24 protein-coding genes are annotated in these 18,312 nt (G+C 62.7%); 17 read left to right on the top strand and 7 right to left on the bottom strand.

What is annotated here, in order from left to right; translation table 11 throughout:
* The first annotated feature begins 8 nt into the window (after positions 1-8).
* From uvrB to NR193_RS30140, 7 genes are all read left to right on the top strand, one after another.
* Complete coding sequence (uvrB, locus tag NR193_RS30170; RefSeq protein WP_256754328.1) at positions 9-3,185, top strand: excinuclease ABC subunit UvrB; 3,177 nt, start codon at positions 9-11, stop codon at positions 3,183-3,185.
* 369 nt (positions 3,186-3,554) lie between these two features.
* Positions 3,555-5,081, top strand: a complete 1,527-nt coding sequence (locus NR193_RS30165) for an ABC-F family ATP-binding cassette domain-containing protein (protein WP_256754327.1) — start codon at positions 3,555-3,557, stop codon at positions 5,079-5,081.
* Positions 5,082-5,194: 113 nt separating this feature from the next.
* Positions 5,195-5,581 (top strand): nuclear transport factor 2 family protein, encoded by a 387-nt coding sequence (locus NR193_RS30160; RefSeq protein ID WP_256754326.1) that lies wholly within the window; start codon positions 5,195-5,197, stop codon positions 5,579-5,581.
* A 92-nt stretch (positions 5,582-5,673) separates the two neighbouring features.
* Positions 5,674-5,856, top strand: coding sequence for a hypothetical protein (locus NR193_RS30155; RefSeq protein WP_256754325.1), 183 nt, complete (start codon positions 5,674-5,676; stop codon positions 5,854-5,856).
* Positions 5,857-6,007: 151 nt separating this feature from the next.
* Positions 6,008-6,430: a glyoxalase/bleomycin resistance/extradiol dioxygenase family protein gene (locus NR193_RS30150; RefSeq protein WP_256754324.1), complete on the top strand. Its 423-nt coding sequence runs from the start codon at positions 6,008-6,010 to the stop codon at positions 6,428-6,430.
* 101 nt (positions 6,431-6,531) lie between these two features.
* Complete coding sequence (locus NR193_RS30145; protein WP_256754323.1) at positions 6,532-6,885, top strand: DUF1428 domain-containing protein; 354 nt, start codon at positions 6,532-6,534, stop codon at positions 6,883-6,885.
* A 93-nt stretch (positions 6,886-6,978) separates the two neighbouring features.
* On the top strand, positions 6,979-7,566 hold the full coding sequence (locus NR193_RS30140; protein ID WP_256754322.1) for a dihydrofolate reductase family protein: 588 nt from the start codon (positions 6,979-6,981) through the stop codon (positions 7,564-7,566).
* Between the two features lie 3 nt (positions 7,567-7,569).
* On the opposite strand, the gene NR193_RS30135 is transcribed toward NR193_RS30140, so the two are convergent.
* The 3 genes from NR193_RS30135 to NR193_RS30125 form a co-directional block, all read right to left on the bottom strand.
* On the bottom strand, positions 7,570-9,204 hold the full coding sequence (locus NR193_RS30135; RefSeq protein ID WP_256754377.1) for a tetratricopeptide repeat-containing sulfotransferase family protein: 1,635 nt from the start codon (positions 9,202-9,204) through the stop codon (positions 7,570-7,572).
* Between the two features lie 204 nt (positions 9,205-9,408).
* Positions 9,409-9,684, bottom strand: a complete 276-nt coding sequence (locus tag NR193_RS30130; RefSeq protein ID WP_256754321.1) for a hypothetical protein — start codon at positions 9,682-9,684, stop codon at positions 9,409-9,411.
* Between the two features lie 102 nt (positions 9,685-9,786).
* Positions 9,787-10,011 carry a hypothetical protein gene (locus tag NR193_RS30125; RefSeq protein ID WP_256754320.1) on the bottom strand — a complete coding sequence of 75 codons (225 nt, stop codon included), beginning with the start codon at positions 10,009-10,011 and terminating at the stop codon, positions 9,787-9,789.
* A gap of 335 nt (positions 10,012-10,346) precedes the next feature.
* Here NR193_RS30125 and NR193_RS30120 point away from each other — a divergent pair, with 335 nt between their 5' ends.
* From NR193_RS30120 to NR193_RS30100, 5 genes are all read left to right on the top strand, one after another.
* A complete protein-coding gene (locus NR193_RS30120; RefSeq protein ID WP_023809797.1) occupies positions 10,347-10,553 on the top strand; it encodes a cold-shock protein in 207 nt (68 codons plus the stop codon).
* A gap of 209 nt (positions 10,554-10,762) precedes the next feature.
* On the top strand, positions 10,763-11,032 hold the full coding sequence (locus NR193_RS30115; RefSeq protein WP_256754319.1) for a hypothetical protein: 270 nt from the start codon (positions 10,763-10,765) through the stop codon (positions 11,030-11,032).
* Positions 11,029-11,277 (top strand): hypothetical protein, encoded by a 249-nt coding sequence (locus tag NR193_RS30110; RefSeq protein ID WP_256754318.1) that lies wholly within the window; start codon positions 11,029-11,031, stop codon positions 11,275-11,277. The genes NR193_RS30115 and NR193_RS30110 overlap by 4 nt, the downstream gene beginning before the upstream one ends.
* A gap of 187 nt (positions 11,278-11,464) precedes the next feature.
* On the top strand, positions 11,465-11,602 hold the full coding sequence (locus NR193_RS30105; RefSeq protein WP_167365109.1) for a hypothetical protein: 138 nt from the start codon (positions 11,465-11,467) through the stop codon (positions 11,600-11,602).
* A gap of 88 nt (positions 11,603-11,690) precedes the next feature.
* Complete coding sequence (locus tag NR193_RS30100) at positions 11,691-11,912, top strand: hypothetical protein (RefSeq protein WP_256754317.1); 222 nt, start codon at positions 11,691-11,693, stop codon at positions 11,910-11,912.
* An 88-nt stretch (positions 11,913-12,000) separates the two neighbouring features.
* Here NR193_RS30100 and NR193_RS30095 read toward each other — a convergent pair whose 3' ends face one another.
* Positions 12,001-12,414 (bottom strand): Kazal-type serine protease inhibitor, encoded by a 414-nt coding sequence (locus NR193_RS30095; RefSeq protein ID WP_256754316.1) that lies wholly within the window; start codon positions 12,412-12,414, stop codon positions 12,001-12,003.
* 505 nt (positions 12,415-12,919) lie between these two features.
* Here NR193_RS30095 and NR193_RS30090 point away from each other — a divergent pair.
* The 3 genes from NR193_RS30090 (at position 12,920) to NR193_RS30080 (ending at position 14,299) form a co-directional block, all read left to right on the top strand.
* Entirely contained in the window at positions 12,920-13,132 is a 213-nt protein-coding gene (locus tag NR193_RS30090) for a cold-shock protein (RefSeq protein ID WP_006202520.1), read from the top strand.
* A gap of 344 nt (positions 13,133-13,476) precedes the next feature.
* A complete protein-coding gene (locus NR193_RS30085; protein WP_008877668.1) occupies positions 13,477-13,689 on the top strand; it encodes a cold-shock protein in 213 nt (70 codons plus the stop codon).
* A 190-nt stretch (positions 13,690-13,879) separates the two neighbouring features.
* The gene (locus NR193_RS30080) at positions 13,880-14,299 is read left to right on the top strand and encodes a BA14K family protein (protein WP_256754315.1); all 420 of its coding nucleotides are present in this window, start codon (positions 13,880-13,882) and stop codon (positions 14,297-14,299) included.
* Positions 14,300-14,473: 174 nt separating this feature from the next.
* On the opposite strand, the gene NR193_RS30075 is transcribed toward NR193_RS30080, so the two are convergent.
* The 3 genes from NR193_RS30075 to NR193_RS30065 form a co-directional block, all read right to left on the bottom strand.
* Positions 14,474-15,112 carry an MBL fold metallo-hydrolase gene (locus tag NR193_RS30075; protein WP_256754314.1) on the bottom strand — a complete coding sequence of 213 codons (639 nt, stop codon included), beginning with the start codon at positions 15,110-15,112 and terminating at the stop codon, positions 14,474-14,476.
* A 141-nt stretch (positions 15,113-15,253) separates the two neighbouring features.
* The gene (locus NR193_RS30070; RefSeq protein WP_091579147.1) at positions 15,254-15,571 is read right to left on the bottom strand and encodes a hypothetical protein; all 318 of its coding nucleotides are present in this window, start codon (positions 15,569-15,571) and stop codon (positions 15,254-15,256) included.
* Between the two features lie 145 nt (positions 15,572-15,716).
* Positions 15,717-16,610, bottom strand: a complete 894-nt coding sequence (locus NR193_RS30065; RefSeq protein ID WP_256754313.1) for a branched-chain amino acid aminotransferase — start codon at positions 16,608-16,610, stop codon at positions 15,717-15,719.
* Between the two features lie 260 nt (positions 16,611-16,870).
* Here NR193_RS30065 and NR193_RS30060 point away from each other — a divergent pair, with 260 nt between their 5' ends.
* On the top strand, positions 16,871-17,404 hold the full coding sequence (locus NR193_RS30060) for a MarR family winged helix-turn-helix transcriptional regulator (RefSeq protein ID WP_256754312.1): 534 nt from the start codon (positions 16,871-16,873) through the stop codon (positions 17,402-17,404).
* Positions 17,391-18,110, top strand: a complete 720-nt coding sequence (locus tag NR193_RS30055; protein ID WP_256754311.1) for a response regulator — start codon at positions 17,391-17,393, stop codon at positions 18,108-18,110. The genes NR193_RS30060 and NR193_RS30055 overlap by 14 nt, the downstream gene beginning before the upstream one ends.
* Positions 18,111-18,312: the final 202 nt, after the last annotated feature.

The raw sequence follows: 18,312 nt of genomic DNA, 5'->3' as shown, positions 1-18,312 counted from the left end.
TTCGGGACATGGCCAAATCCTCCGATAAGAAGACGCCGCCGACGGCGAATGACGACCGCGCCGCGCCGAAGCGGCGCAGTCCGCTGACAGATTTCCTCGACGCCTCGGAACCGCTCCACAGAGGCGGCTTCGCCGAGATGCCGCAGGCCGACCTGGCGGGCACGGCGTTGGCCGGTTCGATCGCGGATTGGGCCGAGCAGATCGAACAGGAAGCTGAAAAGGAAGGACGCCTGACCGGCAAGGGTGACGGCGGCAAGTCGCCGAAACCATCGAAAAAGATCCCCGAGCGCTCGTCTTCGCCCGGCCGCACCGCGCGCGGCACCTCGATGGGTGGCGCGGCGACAGCCAGGGAGCGCACCGCGGCCGGCCTCAATCCGGTCGCCGGCCTCGACATTTCGCTGGAAGAAGCCGAGACGATGACGTCGAGCGGCGTCACCGCGACGGTCGCCGCCCTCTCGGCACTGATCGAATCCGGCAATCCGCTGCACAAGGACGGCGTCCTGTGGACACCGCACCGCCCTGCCCGGCCGGAAAAGTCCGAGGGCGGCATCGCCATCAAGATGGTGTCGGATTTCGAACCGGCCGGCGACCAGCCGACCGCCATCAAGGACCTTGTCGAGGGTGTCGACAACAACGACCGCACCCAGGTGCTGCTCGGCGTCACCGGCTCGGGCAAGACCTTCACCATGGCCAAGGTGATCGAGGAGACGCAGCGCCCGGCCTTGATCCTGGCGCCCAACAAGACGCTGGCCGCGCAGCTCTATTCCGAGTTCAAGAAATTCTTCCCGGAAAACGCCGTCGAGTATTTCGTCTCCTACTACGACTATTACCAGCCGGAAGCCTACGTCCCGCGCACCGACACCTTCATCGAGAAGGAATCCTCGATCAACGAGCAGATCGACCGCATGCGCCATTCGGCGACGCGTTCGCTGCTCGAGCGCGATGACGTCATCATCGTCGCCTCGGTGTCCTGCATCTACGGTATCGGCTCGGTCGAGACCTATACGGCGATGACCTTCCAGATGCAGATCGGCGACCGGCTCGACCAGCGTGCCCTGCTCGCCGATCTCGTTGCCCAGCAATACAAGCGTCAGGACATCAATTTCGTCCGCGGCTCGTTTCGCGTGCGCGGCGACACGATCGAGATCTTTCCAGCCCACTTGGAAGATCGCGCCTGGCGCATCTCGATGTTCGGCGACGAGATCGAGCAGATCACCGAGTTCGATCCGTTGACCGGCCAGAAGACCGGTGAACTGAAGAGCGTCAAGATCTACGCCAACTCGCACTATGTGACGCCGCGCCCGACGCTCAACCAGGCGATTAAGTCGATCAAGGAAGAACTCAAGCACCGGCTGGTCGAGCTTGAGCGCGCCGGCCGCCTGCTGGAGGCGCAGCGGCTGGAGCAGCGCACCCGTTTCGATCTCGAAATGCTGGAAGCCACCGGCTCCTGCGCCGGCATCGAGAACTATTCGCGCTATCTGACGGGCCGCCAGCCAGGCGACCCGCCGCCGACGCTGTTCGAGTACATTCCCGACAATGCGCTGGTCTTCATCGACGAAAGCCACGTCACCGTGCCGCAGATTGGCGGCATGTATCGCGGCGACTTCAGGCGCAAGGCGACGCTGGCCGAATACGGCTTCCGTCTGCCGTCCTGCATGGACAACCGGCCGCTGCGCTTCGAGGAATGGGATGCCATGCGCCCGCTCTCGGTCGCGGTTTCGGCAACTCCGGGCGGTTGGGAAATGGAGCAGGCCGGCGGCGTCTTCGCCGAGCAGGTGATCCGCCCGACCGGCCTGATCGACCCGCCGGTCGAGGTGCGCCCGGCGAAAAGCCAGGTCGACGATGTCGTCGGTGAAATCCGCGAGACCACGGCCGCCGGTTACCGCACGCTGGTCACGGTGCTGACCAAGCGCATGGCCGAGGATTTGACGGAATACCTGCACGAGCAGGGCGTGCGCGTGCGCTACATGCATTCCGACATCGACACGCTGGAGCGTATCGAGATCCTGCGCGATTTGCGCCTCGGCGCCTTCGACGTGCTGGTCGGCATCAACCTTCTGCGCGAGGGCCTCGACATCCCCGAATGCGGCTTCGTCGCTATTCTCGACGCCGACAAGGAAGGATTCCTGCGTTCGGAAACCTCGCTGATCCAGACCATCGGCCGCGCCGCCCGCAACGTCGACGGCAAGGTCATCCTCTATGCGGACCAGGTCACCGGCTCGATGGAGCGGGCGATGGCCGAGACCAACCGCCGCCGCGAAAAGCAGATGGAATGGAACGCGGCCAACGGCATCACGCCGGAATCGGTCAAGTCGCGCATCTCCGACATTCTGGATTCGGTCTACGAGAAGGACCACGTCCGCGCCGACATCTCGCAGTTCACCGACAGCGCCGGCGCCATGATGGGCAACAATCTGAAGGCCCATCTCGACGCCATGGAGAAGCAGATGCGCGACGCCGCCGCCAATCTCGACTTCGAGAAGGCCGCCCGCATCCGCGACGAGATCAAGCGTCTGCGCGAGATGGAACTCTCGATCTCAGAGGACCCGCTGGCCAAATACGCCGACATGGAGAGCCCAGTCTCGGGCCGCGAAAAGGGCAAGCACAACAAGGGCGTGGCCAAACACCGTACGGTGGAGGAGCAGGAGCGTTTCCGCAAGCTCGACGAAGCACATGCCGCCGAAGAGGCGGCCAAGGCTGCCCGGCCCAACCTCTTCCGCAAGCCAGCGCTTGACGAGATGGGCGCCGATGGCGCCGTGCCGGTGAAGAAGCCGCTCTTCGCCAAACCATCGATTGACGACATGGGCCCGGGCACCGACATGCCGACGCCGGCGGGTGCTGTGTCGCGATCGCTGTTCAAGAAACAGTCGGCGTCTGAAGCACATGGCTCCGACTTCGGCATTCCGGGCGAGCCGGTCAAACCGCTGTTCAAGAAGAACTCGCTCGACGAGATGACGGTGCGGCGAACGGAAAAGCCGGTCGAGGGAAAGGTGCCATCGAAGCCGCGGCCGATCTCCCCCCTTGTGGGGGAGATGTCCGGCAGGACAGAGGGGGGCGCGAAGGAACTCGGGGATTCCGCGAAACCAGTTGTTCGTCAGCGCGCCGGTATCGGTTCTTACGAAGACCCGACCGACTCTCGCCGTGAAAAGCGCCGGCCAGGCAAGACTGGGCGACCGGGACGGTAGCGATCCTTCGCGCCCCCCTCTGTCCTGCCGGACATCTCCCCCACAAGGAGGGAGATTGGCAGCTCCAGCGCTCTGCTCACGCTCGCACTCCCCTTGCCATCCGGCCCGCCTTTGGTGTAATCGCTCCCCACACTCAAACGTCTTGAAAGGAGGGCTCACGTGTTCACGTTTTATCGTCACCATCGTCAGCGTGGCCCGATTTCTGCCCTGCGAGCTAGCTTGCAGGGCTGACCAGGGACGGTCCGGGTTTTTTCCCGCTTCGATTTTTTGGTCTGCCCTTCGTGGTGCGCAACGCCGAGCCTGATGGCCAGCACGCGCACCGTCAAAGTGCACCCGGAGGTGTCTCCGGCAAGACCAGAGAAATCCAAAATGGCCCTGATCAGCCTCAAATCTCTTGGCGTCACCATGAGTGCGCCGCTGTTTTCCAATCTCGACCTCACCATCGGCACTGGCGACCGGCTCGGCATCGTCGCCGCCAATGGCCGCGGCAAGTCGACCTTGCTCAAATGCCTGACCGGCGAGATGGAACCGACCTCCGGCGACATCACCCGCACGCGCGGCCTGCGCGTCGGCCATGTCGAGCAGGCCGTTCCCCCTGCCCTGCTTGGTCGCACCTTCCTTCAGGTGGTTGCCGATGCCTTGCCGCCGGATCAGGCCGACAGCGAGATGTGGCGCGTCGACGTGGTGCTGGATTCGCTCGACGTGCCCGAGCCGATGCGCGGCCGGGAAATGCGGGCGCTGAGCGGCGGCTGGCAGAGGCTGGCGCTGATCGCCCGCGTCTGGGTCACCGATCCCGACGTGCTGCTGCTTGACGAGCCGACCAACCATCTCGACCTTGCCCGCATCAGCCAGTTGGAAAGCTGGCTGAGCGCCCTGCCGCGCGAAGTGCCTGTTATCATCGCCAGCCACGACCGTGCCTTCCTCGACGCGACAACCAACCGGACGCTGTTCCTGCGCCCGGAACAGTCGCCGGTGTTCGCGCTGCCCTATTCCCGCGCCAGGCAGGCGCTCGATGAGGTCGACGCCTCGATGGCGCGCAGGTTCCAGCGGGACATGAAAGTGGCGCAGCAATTGCGCCGGCAGGCGGCCAAGCTCAACAACATCGGCATCAATTCGGGCAGCGACCTGCTGACGGTCAAGACCAAGCAGCTCAACCAGCGCGCCGAGCGGCTGGAAGAGGCCGCGGCCCCGGCGCATCGCGAGAAGTCGGCGGGTGCGATCAGGCTCGCCAATCGCGGCACGCATGCCAAGGTGCTGATCACGCTCGACGACGCGGCGGTGGAAACACCCGACGGCACGCTGCTGTTCAGGACCGGCAAGCGCCACATCTGCCAGGGCGACCGCATCGTCCTGCTCGGCCGCAATGGCGTCGGCAAGTCGCGCTTCGTCACCCTGATCCGCAACGCCGTCCTCGAGCCGGATACCGTGCGGAACGTGAAGGTGACGCCGTCGACGGTGCTCGGCTACAGCGACCAGGCGCTGTCCGGCATCAGCGGCGACGACACGCCGCTGGCGATGGTTTCGCGCCGCTACGATGTCGGCGAGCAGCGCGCCCGCTCGCTGCTCGCCGGCGCCGGTGTCGGCATCGACATGCAGGAGCGCAGGATCGGCGTGCTGTCCGGCGGCCAGAAGGCGCGGCTGATGATGCTGGCGCTGAGGCTCGCCAATCCCAACTTCTACCTGCTCGACGAGCCGACCAACCATCTCGACATCGACGGCCAGGAGGCGCTGGAAGCCGAGCTGCTCGCCCACCAGGCAAGTTGCGTGCTCGCATCGCACGACCGCTCCTTCATCCGCGCCATCGGCAACCGCTTCTGGCTGATCGAGAAGCGGCGGCTGACCGAAGTCGAAGACCCCGAGGATTTCTTCCGCTCGGTGGCTGAAGCGGGAGGTTGAAGAAAAACCAAGCCTCCGCCGGGCCGGCATTCCAGGGTTGCCGGCCCCGCACTTCCCCACCGTCCGAAAAAGGCGCATCCTGAGGGTTCGCAAACCGAGGGAGGAAACCGGTCATGCGCGGGGTGGACGTCGTCAAGAACCTGTATGATGCCTATGCAAAACGCGACATCGTAGGCGCGCTGGCCCACTGCTCCGACGATGTCGTCTTCTCCTGGGTCGCCGAACCGCAGGCACCTTTCATCAGGTCGGGCAACGGCAAGCAGGAGTTCCTTGCCCGCCTCATGTCGCTGGACAATGATTTCGAATTCCGGAGCTTCGTCCCGGTCGAAATCATCGACGGCGGCGACAAGATCGCGGCGCAGGTCGAGATCCATTTGACGCGCAAAACCACCGGCGAGGAGCTTGTCATGCGTACCGCTGATTTCTGGACGGTCCGCGACGGCCAGATCATCGGGATGGTGGAATACTACGACACCGCGCTTGCCGCGTCGGTCACCTGAAATAATTCCGACGACCTGTCGGATCGCCTGAACCTGCCTCGTCCTTGGGATGCCGACACGATGATGCCGGCACCAACCAGGGAGAATTTGTCATGTCGGTCCTGTCATCCATCGGTCGCATCGCAACCCAATATGCGGCAGCGCGTGCCCGCCACCGCAGCGAACGCATCCTGCTTTCGCTGCCAGCCGAATTGCGCAAGGACATCGGCTTTCCGGAAATCTTCGATGCGCGGAACAGCCGTCGTGCGGCCACCTTCTCGGCCAAGGTCATATGACCGCGACCAGCCGGCCCGTGCAGACGCCGCTCAATCCGGCAGGCTGTCCGGGCCCGGCCTTCGTAGAAAAATTCGCGACCATGTAGGATCGCCGCCACCTCATGCGTCCTATGGTTCGCAAGACCAAGCCAAACGCAAAGAGGAGCAAGACATGACTGACCAGACCCCCGTTCAGCCCAGGGCAGAAGTGCTCGGCGGATTGACCCCTTATCTGCAGGTGGATGGCGCCTTCAAGGCAGCCGAATTCTACCGCAAGGCCTTCGGCGCCGAGCAGGTCTTTGCCTATCCGGCTGACGACAAAGGCCGCACCATGCATATCCATCTCCACATCAACGGTTCGACGCTGATGCTGGGCGATGCCTATCCAGAACATGGCCACCCGCATCAGAACCCGCAGGGCTACACGCTGCAGCTTCATCTCGGCAGCGATGAGATCGACACCTGGTGGAAGCGCGCGATCGACGCAGGGTGCAAGGAAGGGGTGCCGCTTCAGGTGATGTTCTGGGGCGATCGCTGGGGCCAGCTGAACGACCCGTTCGGCGTCGCCTGGGCGATGAACGCGCCGGTGAAGTAGTTTCCTAGCGAGCAGGCGTCGCCCGCCAGGGCTGACGCGCTCACCGCGCCGGGTCGTATCCCCGCCGACCCGGCGCTCGTTTTCAGCAAAGGAGAACCCCCATGTCCTATGTCGATGGTTTCGTGCTTGCCGTGCCAAAGGCCAAACTCGACGACTACAAGAAGCTCGCCAACCTCACCGGCCCCATATGGATGGAACACGGCGCGCTTGCCTATGTCGAATGTATCGGCGACGACGTCCCCTATGGCGAGCTGACCTCGTTCCCGCGTGCCGTTCAGGCAAAAGACGACGAAATCGTCGTCTTCGCCTGGGTGGTCTATGAATCCAGGCAGAGCCGCGACGCGGTGATGCCCAAGGTGATGGCCGACCCGCGTTTGACACCCGACTGGGGGCCCATGCCCTTCGATATGAAGCGTATGATCTTCGGCGGCTTCCAGCCCTTCATGGAACTGTAGGCAGAACATCCCGACCAATCGCCAGCTGCCGCATGCTGGCGCCGCCAGCAGGGCGCGAAAACTCGTCTCCATCTCTCAAAATAGGACCTACTTATGCGCAAGCTGATCGTATTCAACAGCATATCGCTCGACGGCTATTTTACCGACGGGCACGGCGCCATGGACTGGGCGCACAGCCAGGATCCGGAATGGAACGCTTTCGTCGCCGATAATGCCAAGGGCGGCGGCATGCTGGTGCTGGGCCGGCTCACTTATGACCTGATGATCCAGTTCTGGCCGACGCCGATGGCCACCCAGATCGCGCCGGTGGTGGCGGAACGAATGAACGCCATGCCGAAGGTCGTGTTTTCCCGCTCGCTCGACACAGCAAGCTGGAACAACACCGAGTTGGTAAAAAGCGGACCAGCCGCGAAGCTTCGATACCTGAAGCAGCAGCCGGGCAACCACATGACCATCCTGGGAAGCGGCAATCTCGTCGCTCAATTGGCCGAGGAGAACTTGATCGACGAGTATCAGTTAGTGATCGTCCCGGTCATGCTTGGCGCAGGCAGGACGATGTTCGAAGGCATCGGCAGCCGCGTCGATGTGAGGCTGACCCGGTCGCAGACCTTCAGCAACGGCAACGTCTTCCTGTGTTATGAGCAGAAGGCGCGGGCCGGCCAGAGCGGGGCATCGGCCTGACGTTCAGTCCAGTCTGTCCAGCAGCGGCTTCAGCCGGTCCCCATAGCGCTTCCACAGATCGACCGAGCCTTGATACATCGGCTGGCGCACCTGCGCCGCCGACGCCGTGCGCACCGGCCGGTCGGTCTCGTGGAACGACAGCACCGCGTCGTCCCACGGCAGGCCGAGATGGGCGATCAGCGCCCGCGTCTGCCCTTCCTGGTCGGCGACGAAATCCTCGTAGCGCACATCGTGCACCACGCCCGGCAGCACGGTGCGCCAATGTGCCATGATGTCGGTGTAGAGATTGTGGAAGTCGGCGAGTTCGCTTAGGTCGTAGCCATAGCGGTGGCTGTCGCCGCGGAAATGCACCTTGTAGATCGACAGGCAGGTTGCCGCCGCATCGCGGGCGCAGTGGATGATCCTGGCCTTGGGCAGCATCATGTGGATGAAGCCGATAAGCAGGAAGTTGCCCGGCATCTTGTCGGTGACATGGCGGATATGCGGATAGCGGGCATGCAGCATGTCGAGATACGCCTGCCCGGCCTCGGCAAACTCCGCGTCGGCTACATCGGATACTCCCCAGGGAAAGCCACCCGGCATGGTCGCCGGGAACTGCTTGCCGACGGCCGTCTTCAAGATGTGGAGCTCGCCGGCGCCATAGACCTTGGGATGGCTGGCGATGATCTGCTCGACCAGCGTCGTGCCCGAACGCGGCATGCCGACGACGAAGATCGGCGTGTCGTCGGCAATTGAGCTTGGCTTGTGCTTTTCGAAGAAGCCGGCATCGAAGACCGTCTTCATCGCGTCGAATTCCGCGCGCGTCTTCACGGGATCGTAGTCGATGCCTTTGCGGCGGATGGCATTGCCTTCGGCGAAATAGTCGAAGGCGCGCGGATAATCCTTCAAATCGTCATTGGCCTTGCCGAGCCCGAAGGAAAGCTGCATGCGCGCCAGGCTGTCCTGCGGCGCCTTGGCATGTTGCGCCTCCATGCCGGCCAGTTCGGCATCGCGCTCCTTCTGGCGTTTGACCTGCGTCAGCATCAGCCAGGCACGCGCCATGCCGGGGTTGACCGCCAGCGCCTGCCGGAACAGGTCGGCGGCCTCGGCGAGCTTGCCTTTTTCCATCAGCCCGACGCCGAGCCCATGCAACAGATCGGCATCCTTCGGCCGGATGGCCAGCGCCTCGCGGAAGACGCCAAGCGCCTCATCCAGGCGTCCAGCTTCCTGCAGGGTTTCGGCAAGCCCGATGCGGGCGCGAACATGAAATGGATTGCGCGCGACGGTGCCGCGATAAATCTCCTCGGCCTCCTCGAACTGGCCGAGCTGCTTCAGCGACGAGCCGAGATTGTCGCGCGCCGCGAGCTGGTCCGGCCGGATATCGACCGCGCCGCGGAAGAAATCGACGGCCGCAGCGACACGGCCGAGATCGCGCATCACCGTGCCGAAATTGTTGAGGAAGTCGGGATTTGTCGGTTGCAGGCTTACCGACTGTTCGATGAAATCGAGTCCCTCGGCGCTGCGCCCGGTCTGATGCAGCAGCAGTCCCAGGAAATGCGCCGCGGCCGCGTGCTTGGGCTGGCGCGCCAACACCTGCCGGTAGATCGCCTCGGCCTCTTGCCGGCGCCCCGCCTGATGCAATTGCAGCGCCTGCTGCACATACTGGTCGAGGCCCAACGGTGGCTGTCCTCCAGCACCAGACCTGGTTCCCGCACCCGCCGCTCGTCTCTGATCTCTGTTGATGGGAAACCTGCCGTGTTTGTCCGCTTGCCGGACCTAAGGCATGGGAGACGGAGATTCAAGAGTGGATCGGGTCCAACGAGGCTACCGTGGCAAAGCCACCTCGATACGAGCGATGGCGGATCAGTGCTGGCAGGAACCGCCGGCGCTCGGATGCCGCGAGAACGAGGCCTTGCGTCTTTCGGCGTTGTGAGAGTTCAGGAACAACATCACCGAAGTGGCGTCGAACTCGCTGAGGCCGACCATTGGCCGCGTGCCGATCTCGGCCGGCCTGCCGGTGAACACGTGATAGATGGTCCACGACCTGTTCACCTCGACGCGCCGCCCATAATCATGGCTCATCGCGCCAAGGAGTTCACCCTTCAGGCTGGGGAAGGCGTAGGCTTCGCTGTCGGGCATTTGCATCTCCTCGACGCTGCGTTGAAAAATCCAGCTGCGGCCGGGCTCGGATGCGGACCAGGGCTGTCCAACTCAGGCAGCGGATTCGAGCCGTCACCCTTCTCAGATCAGGCGATTGCTCTCGGCAACCTGTCTGGCCCGCCTCACGGTTCCATCGGTGTCGGCGATCGTGCGCCTTGCCGCCTCGTCGCTTCTGACGGTGAGCCGTGCGGACTTGACGATCATCGGCTTGCCGGTCGGGCCAACGGCAATGGCGTGCATGGTGGCTGGCTTGATGATCGGGTTGATCGCTAGGGTCGTGCCTCTCGGGGTTCTGACGGAAACCATGGTTTTTGTCCTTTCGGGAATAAATAAAATACAAGTGCCGGGACAATCGCCCCAGCATGAATTTTGGAATTTTTATTAGAAAGTTCTCGCTCTCTATCAGAATTTTTCAAATAATTATAGCGTTCTATTTTTTTGCCAATGCGATGGATTTTCGGAAATCTTCTTGAACAATCCGCTCCGCTAAGCTATATAAACAAGATCGTTTGGGGCCAGAATTGGCATCTCGCGGCGTCAGAGGTTCTCGACCCGCCAATCTCATTCCAAATCATCGATACCGGGCGCGCGGCACATTCGCTCCGCGACCATTTCTCATTCTTCGAAAGACACCCACACCAATGAACACCGGAACCGTGAAGTTCTACAACGGCCAGAAGGGCTTTGGCTTCATTCAGCCGACCGATGGCGGCAAGGACGTTTTCGTCCATGTCAGCGCGCTGGAGCGCGCCGGCTTTCCTGGCCTCGCCGAAGGCCAGAAGCTGCAATTCGAGTTGGAGCGCGACACCAAGGGCCGCGAGTCGGCCGCCAATCTGCAACTGATCTGATCCGGCCGAATTCGATGAACGCTGACCACGGATGTACTGGCAGCTCTCGAAATCGGCTTATTTCCAGCGATAGCCGGAGATAGGAAAGCGGGGCTCGTCCCCGCTTTTTTGCTTTCAGGACCGCTGCCTGCATGGCGCCGCGAGGCGCAAGACGTTTCCCGGTGGATGCCGGAAAACTTCAGGACCCGGAAGGTATCAAGGTTAAGACAATGTCGGACCGCACAACCCGCTCCATCGCGCATTTCGCGGCACCTTTCGTGCTCGGCGGATTGGAAGGATTGCTGCCGGCCGGCGACTACGACATCGATCACGACGAAGAGGTGATCGAAGGCATGTCGCGCCTTGCCTGGCGCCGCGTCGCCACCTTCATCCATCTGCCGGCAAGGGCGGTGAAAAACCCGCCCACCAGCCAGCTTGTCGCCATCGATTACCTCGAACTCGAAACAGCGCTGAAGCGCGACCGGGAGAACGCAGCATGATCCGTTTCCAGCAGAATGCGCGCCCGCGCACCGACACGCCCGCGCACCTCTTCGCCATCGGCCAGACCGTACGCATGAAGAGCCGCACCGGCCTCGTCCAGAAGACCGCGGAACTGTTCCAGATCAAGAGCATGCTCCCGGTCAAGGACGGCTCGCCGCAATACCGCATCCGCAGCGAGCAGGAGACCCATGAGCGGGTCACCACGGAAGACAATCTCGAACCGGCCGAGATGCCCGCGATCTGAGCGACTGTTTCGAAATTCGCTCTGGCGAGTCCCATGGTGGCGGTTTCGAGAACCGTAGCGCAGCGGACATTTGATCCGTGAGCAACGGAAGCGCAGAAAACGCCATCAGATGGCCGACAGAGTAGAATTTCCAGACAGTGTCTGAGACCGCGCCGCAAGCCAAGCCAACAAGCACCAGGAGCAGAACATGTCCAAGGGACAACAGCGAAGCAACCGCGAAGCGCGCAAACCGAAGAAGGACAAGGTCGTGGCCAAGCCCGCCTCGCCGTTCGGCTCGTCGGTCAAGCAGGCGGAGAGCAGCCTGAAGCCGAAATCGAAGGGCTGACACCCGGCACGCCTCTTCGGCGCCTGTCGGCGCCGAAGACTCTCCCTCGCGGGACAGCGCAACGCCCGCCCCCGCCACGGAGGCGTCCTTGAACTTCGTCATCGAGTTTTACCGGTCACGCGACGCCGACGAAGCCACGCTCGACAAGGTGTCGCTGGAAGCACCGAACCTGCGCGCCGCCCTGCAGGGCGCCACCGCGCTGTTCCACACCCTCACCATGCCGCAAATCCCCGACCGCCTGCGCATTTCCGACGAAGATGGCAGCGAGCTTTATGCCGGCCCCGCCGACGGGGCGTATCCGGCACCGTGACGAGCGGCGCGCGCTTCAATCCACACACCGCCCCGATCTGCTCATGCCCTGCGGACATTCCCCGCGGAGAGGCCAGGTAAATGACCTCTCAGCACGGCCCGTCATCAACGACGCGGTAGTCCGCGGCGCGGGCTTCGCAGGCGTTGGGGAAGGTGCGCATCTCGCCATGCCGGCGGGCGCACACGGGAGCATATTCGCGGGTGCAGAACGTCTGCTCTCCGCCACCGCCACCGCCATCGCCATCGCCGCCGTCGCGGCAGGGACCATCGCGCACGATGCGGTAGCCAGCACGGTCGGCAAGGCAGGCATTGGCGAAGGTCTGGCGGTCGCCGCCGCGCCTGGCGCAGACCGGCTCGTACTGCCTGCTGCAGAATTGCGGCTCGGGCCGTGGCGGACGCGGCCCCGGTCCTTCATCGACGACGACGGTACAGGCAGTCAGCAATGCCGACAGGAACAGGATGGCAAAGCCTTGCCGCGACAAGATTGCCGCCAGATATCTCATGTTGACCTCTACCTCGATCCCGTCCCCGTATCACGATCCTCGCCATTCCCTTGCCAAATGCAACCCCGTTTGCTGCCGTCCGCACCGGCAATGGTGGCTGGAGCCGTGGCGATCTTCAGTTCGCGCCCCTGCCGTCTCTGGCCTATGCGGGATTGTTGCCGTGGGCCGATGACCCGCCGGTCAACGCAGCCTATTTGCGGCCCATCGACGCTCGGATCGGTCGATTTATGCGTCGGGATGCGCTCATGGCGGCGGCCCGCGGGGCTATCTTGCAACCTTCACGTTTCCGTGCGATAAATTCCGTGTTCGGGCATTTGCGACCCGGAGAGCGGAACGTTTTGGACGACCTTTCCCCGATACTGTGAATCTCTGACGGCCCCGTTTTTCGGCGGGGGGTTTGACCATGCGCCAATGCATGACTGCCGAAGCAACCACCGGGACTTGCCCTCGACGACAGGTGGCGGGCAGGACCATCAAAGACTGAACGGGTGAAGGAGTTTCCCCAATGGCCCAGACCGGCACCGTTAAATTCTTCAACGCGACCAAAGGCTTCGGTTTCATCACGCCCGATGGCGGCGCAAAGGACGTGTTCGTCCATATTTCCGCGATCGAGGCTTCGGGCCTGCGCACCCTCGTCGACGGCCAGAAGGTCACCTTTGACGTCGAGCCGGACCGCATGGGCAAGGGCCCCAAGGCGGTCAATCTCCGCGCTGCCTGAGCCATCGGCGCGCCGCGCGCCCTGCGGGTGCGCGAAGGAAGCTCCAATGCCTTGAGCCGGCTTGGAGAGGGATTTGAATTTTGAAAGGCGCGGCGTTTTTCGCCGCGCCTTTTTCATGCCGCCAGCACCGACCCATGCATGTCGCCCAAAGGTGGCTCCCGGTTTTGGAACAACGACATGCATAAAAACAAAGACCTGAAGCGCGTCGCCTGAATCCGCTCAAGCGCGCCGCGCCAGGTGCCCGCAAAACTTTCTCTTGCCGATGGCGCTAAAATAAAGGACAAATTTCCGCTCGGGCATTTGCCGGCCCGAGACTGGACTTTATGGGATCAAAGGAGCTTCCCATGCCGCAGACCGGCACCGTCAAATTCTTCAATCATGCCAAGGGCTTCGGCTTCATCACACCGGATGATGGCGCGAAGGATGTCTTCGTCCATATTTCGGCCGTGCAGGCGTCGGGTCTTCCCGGTCTGGAGGACGGGCAGAAGGTGACATTCGATACCGAGCCGGACAAGCGCGGCAAGGGCCCCAAGGCCGTCAACCTGTCGGTCGGCTGAGCCGGCTTCGGATCGACGCCGCCGGCAGGGCAGATCCGCTGCCCGGAGCGTGCGATGTCTGACGTTCGCGGCGGATCGGCCAGCTTAAATCCGTTCAGCCCCCGTTCAGCCACGGTCTCATATTAGTCTTGGGTAAAGCCGGACCGCATCCCCCCTGAAAACTACACGGGCCGGCACGAAGGAGACCGACATGAACCGAATTTTCAAGACCGCCGTCCTGTCCGCCGCCGTGGTCGCCACGACGCTCGCGACCTTGCCCGCGGCCAGCGCCGATGAATGGCGTCATCACCGTCACCACGGCAATGGCGATGCCGTCGCCGCCGGCGTGCTCGGCCTCGCCGCCGGCGCCCTGATCGTTGGCGCGCTGGCCAATGACCAGCCGCCGCCCGACGATTACGGCGACGGTTACTACTATCGCGACGTGCGGCCGCGCCCCGCCCCGGTCCGCCGCTACTATGCGGAGCCGAGGGTCGTCTACAACGATAGCTATGCCGAGCCGTGGACACGTGACTGGTACGAGTACTGCTCGGACCGTTACCGGACGTTCAACTCCCGTACCGGCACATTCACCGGCAATGACGGCGAACAGCATTTCTGCACTGCCAACTGAGTGCATGTCGCCCAAAAGTGCGCAGCGGTTTTGGGACAACGACATGCACAAGGGCAAAACCTTGAAGCGCGAAGCGCTGAGGTCTTCCCTGCCCCAAACCAAAAGGCGCTGACCGCAAGGCTAGCGCCTTTTTTGTTGTTCGGCTTGACCGCCTCGGATTTTCCAAACCGGAATTTAAATCAGGAACGGATTTGTCCGTCGCTCCTCGCCAAAACGGCCGCCCGGGCCGTGGCCGCAGATGAAGCCGATGTCGTCGCCGAGCGGCAGGAGCTTGTCCTTGATCGAGGCGATCAGCGCCGCATGGTCGCCGCCCGGCAGATCGGTGCGACCGACCGAGCCGCGAAACAGCACATCGCCGACATGGGCGAATTTCGCCGCTCGGTTGTAATAGACCACATGACCGGGCGCATGGCCGGGGCAATGCAACACCTCGAACACATGCGAGCCGAACGACACGGTCTCGCCTTCGCTGAGGAACCGGTCGGGCACGCAGTTGCGCGCACCGGCGATGCCGTAGCGCCTGCCCTGGTTCTCCAGATTGTCGAGCAACGGCTTGTCGGCCTCATGCGGGCCGAGGATCTCGACGCCGAGCGCCTCCTTCAGTTCCATGGCGCCCCCGGCATGGTCGATATGGCCGTGCGTTATCCAGATCGCCTCGGCCGTGATTGCATTGTCCCTCAGCACCGCCAGCACCTTGTCGATGTCGCCGCCCGGATCGACGACGACACCGTGTTTGTCGTCCATGTCGAACAGGATGGTGCAGTTTTGCTGGAACGGTGTCACCGGCACGATGCCGGCATTGAGCTGACCCATGATCGTCCTTTCGTTGTCTCGGCGTGATGTAGAGGTGCCGGCGAAGGGCGTCCACCCCTCGAAAGACGGACAGTCACTCGTTCCAGAAACGGAAATGGGCGGCCGGAGCCGCCCACTTGAACAAACCTGAGACCGTCAGGCCTACTTCTTCATGGCGCCCATGACCGCGCCGATAATGCCGGTCAGGATCGCGCCGCCGCCGGCGCCGCCGACGATATTGTTGAGGTTGAGCGCGCTGCCGAGACCGCTCGTAGCCGCCGCGGCTGCCGCCGGGTCGATCGTGCCGCCGCCAAGCAGGCTGCCGAGGATCGCCGCACCGCCGACACCACCAATGGCACCACCCAGGATTTTGGGCAGCTGTCCCATAGCCGCATTCTTGAGCGCAACACCGATCGCCTGGCCGCCGATGACGCCTGCAATCACCTGTACAATGATCGGAAGAAGCGTGTTCATGTCCATATGATTAGTCCCTCCATAGCTGCCAGCCTCCCGGGCCGACAGCATCATGAGACGCCGAATTGGATGAAAGTCAAATGCAGAAACGCTGAAATAAAAGGGGCGGCCCGAAAACCGCCCCTGCTTGCTTGAAAAGCTGTGACTTTCGTTATTCTGCGGCAATCGCGTGCTTGGGTTGAACCGCGGCAGAATAGTCGTTCATAAGGTTCTTGGCGATTTCACCGACCTCGAATCGGTAAGGCCCGATCTCCGAAACCGGAGTCACTTCGGCTGCTGTTCCGGTCAGGAAACATTGCTCGAAGCCTTCGAGTTCTTCCGGCATGATGGCGCGTTCGATCACTTCCAGGCCGCGATCCTTGGCGAGGCCAATGACCGTGCGGCGGGTGATGCCGTCGAGGAAGCAATCGGGCTTTGGCGTGTGGATCTTGCCGTCCTTGACGAAGAAGATGTTGGCGCCGGTCGCTTCCGCGACCTGGCCACGCCAGTCGAGCATCATGGCGTCGGCATAGCCCTTGGCCTCGGCCGCGTGCTTGGACATGGTGCAGATCATGTAGAGGCCGGCGGCCTTCGATTTGGAGGGCGCGGTGCGCGGGTCGGGCCGACGCCATTCCGCCACGTCCAGACGGATGCCTTTCAGCTTCTGCGCCGGGTCGAAATAGCTCGGCCATTGCCAGATGGCGATGGCGCAGTTGATGCGGTTGTTCTGCGCCGAAACGCCCATCTGCTCACTGCCGCGCCAGGCGATCGGCCGGACATAGGCGTCCTGGAAACCCTGCTTCTTCAACAGCGTGGCGGAGGCATCGTTGAGCTCGGCCACCGAATAGGGGATCTTGAAGCCGAGCAGGCGCGCCGATTCATGCAGGCGCTCGGTGTGCTCGTTCAGCTTGAAGATCTCGCCACCATAGGCGCGCTCGCCCTCGAAGACCGCACTGGCGTAATGCAGGCCGTGGGTCAGCACATGGATCTTGGCGTCACCCCATTGGACGAACGCGCCATTCATCCAGATAAAGCCGTCCAGTTGATCGAAGGGAACGGATGCCATGGTAACCTCCCGCGGGCCGCGGCCCGCACATCGTTGTAGCGTTGCGTGTTTCTCGTCAGCCGCGTCACGGGTTGGGAACGTCGGCTGCTGGTTCGAAGCGTAGGCGGATAAGTGAGCTCTGGCAAACTCAGGAAGTTCCGGAAAAACCGGCTTCCCTTGCCTTTTTGTTCGCATTCCGCCCAAAAGCTTGTCAAAAATTACCATTGCAGGGAAATTACGTCAATAGTACTGACATAATCTCGCTTTTCAGCGGAGAAATGATGACGGATCGAAGCCACACAGCCGGGAAGCCGATCAGGACCGCGATGTCAGTCGAGGACGGCATCGACTTCGCCATCATCGAACTGTTCTTCTTCGCCTATCGCGACTTCACCTCCGATCCGGATCAGATCCTGGCCGACTACGGTTTCGGCCGCGCCCATCACCGGGTCCTGCATTTCGTCAACCGCAGGCCCGGCCTGACGGTCGCCGAACTGCTCGACGTGCTGAAGATCACCAAGCAGAGCCTGGCGCGGGTGCTCAAGCAATTGATCGACACCGACCATGTCGTGCAGCTGCAAGGTCCGCGCGATCGCCGCCAGCGGGAGCTCTATCCGACAGCTAAGGGCCGCGCGCTGGCGCTGGCGCTGGCACGGCCACAGTCACGCCGCATCCATGCTGCATTGGGAGATTCCGGAATCACCGAACGGACCTTGGTGGAACGGTTCCTCGAAGCGATGGTCAACCCGGAACTAAGAGCACAGATCGACGTTGGGTCCGCAAAAATGTCAGGGAAAAGCCATGGAGAGCACTGAGAGGGTCGATCAGGCGGCCGCGCCCGACGACGACGCGCCACATCTGCTTGTGGTCGACGACGACACCCGCATCCGCAATCTTCTCAAACAGTATCTGACCGAAAACGGCTTTCGCGTGACCGTCGCCGGCAATGCCGGCGAAGCCAGGCGCAAACTTGCCGGCCTCGATTTCGACCTTCTGGTGCTCGACGTCATGATGCCAGGGGAAAGCGGCGTCGACCTGACAAAGTCGTTGCGGGCCGAAAAGAACGTACCGATCCTGATGCTGACGGCGCTGTCGGAGACCGACAGCCGCATCTCCGGGCTCGAGGCTGGCGCCGATGACTATCTGCCGAAGCCTTTCGATCCGCGCGAGCTGATCCTGCGCATCAACAACATCCTGCGCCGCGGCGGCCCGACGACCACGCCGAAGGTCGAACAGCTGGTCTTCGGTCCCTACACCTTCCAGATCGCCAGGCGCGAGTTGAAGCGTGGCGGCGAGGCCCTGAAGCTGACCGACCGCGAGCAGGAGATCCTGGCGATCTTCGCGGCGCGGGCCGGCGAAACCATTCCGCGTCACGAGCTTGTCGGCGACGATTCGGAAGTCGGCGAGCGCACCATCGACGTCCAGATCAACCGGCTGCGCCGCAAGATCGAGCGCGATCCGTCCAACCCGGTCTGGCTGCAGACCGTGCGCGGTATTGGGTATCGGCTCAGCGTGGAATAGCTGGTTCGTTACCACGCGCTTACAATAATTTACGACACAGCCGGTGCATTCGATGCGGAACGTCCCGGGGGCGCTGTTACGCCTGCACATCAGCCCGATTCGGCAAGAGCCATTCGACCACTCGCATCCTCATCGATATTTGAAGTCCTAGAGCGTTTCATGTTTTGACGGAAGCGTACCCGGCGTTTTCGAAGTAGTTCTT

It is taken from the genome of Mesorhizobium sp. Mes31, from assembly GCF_024519675.1.
In the GTDB taxonomy this organism is placed as follows: Bacteria; Pseudomonadota; Alphaproteobacteria; order Rhizobiales; family Rhizobiaceae; genus Mesorhizobium.
The sequence above is the reverse complement of the archived record's forward strand: the minus strand, read 5'-3'. Positions and strand labels throughout refer to the sequence as shown.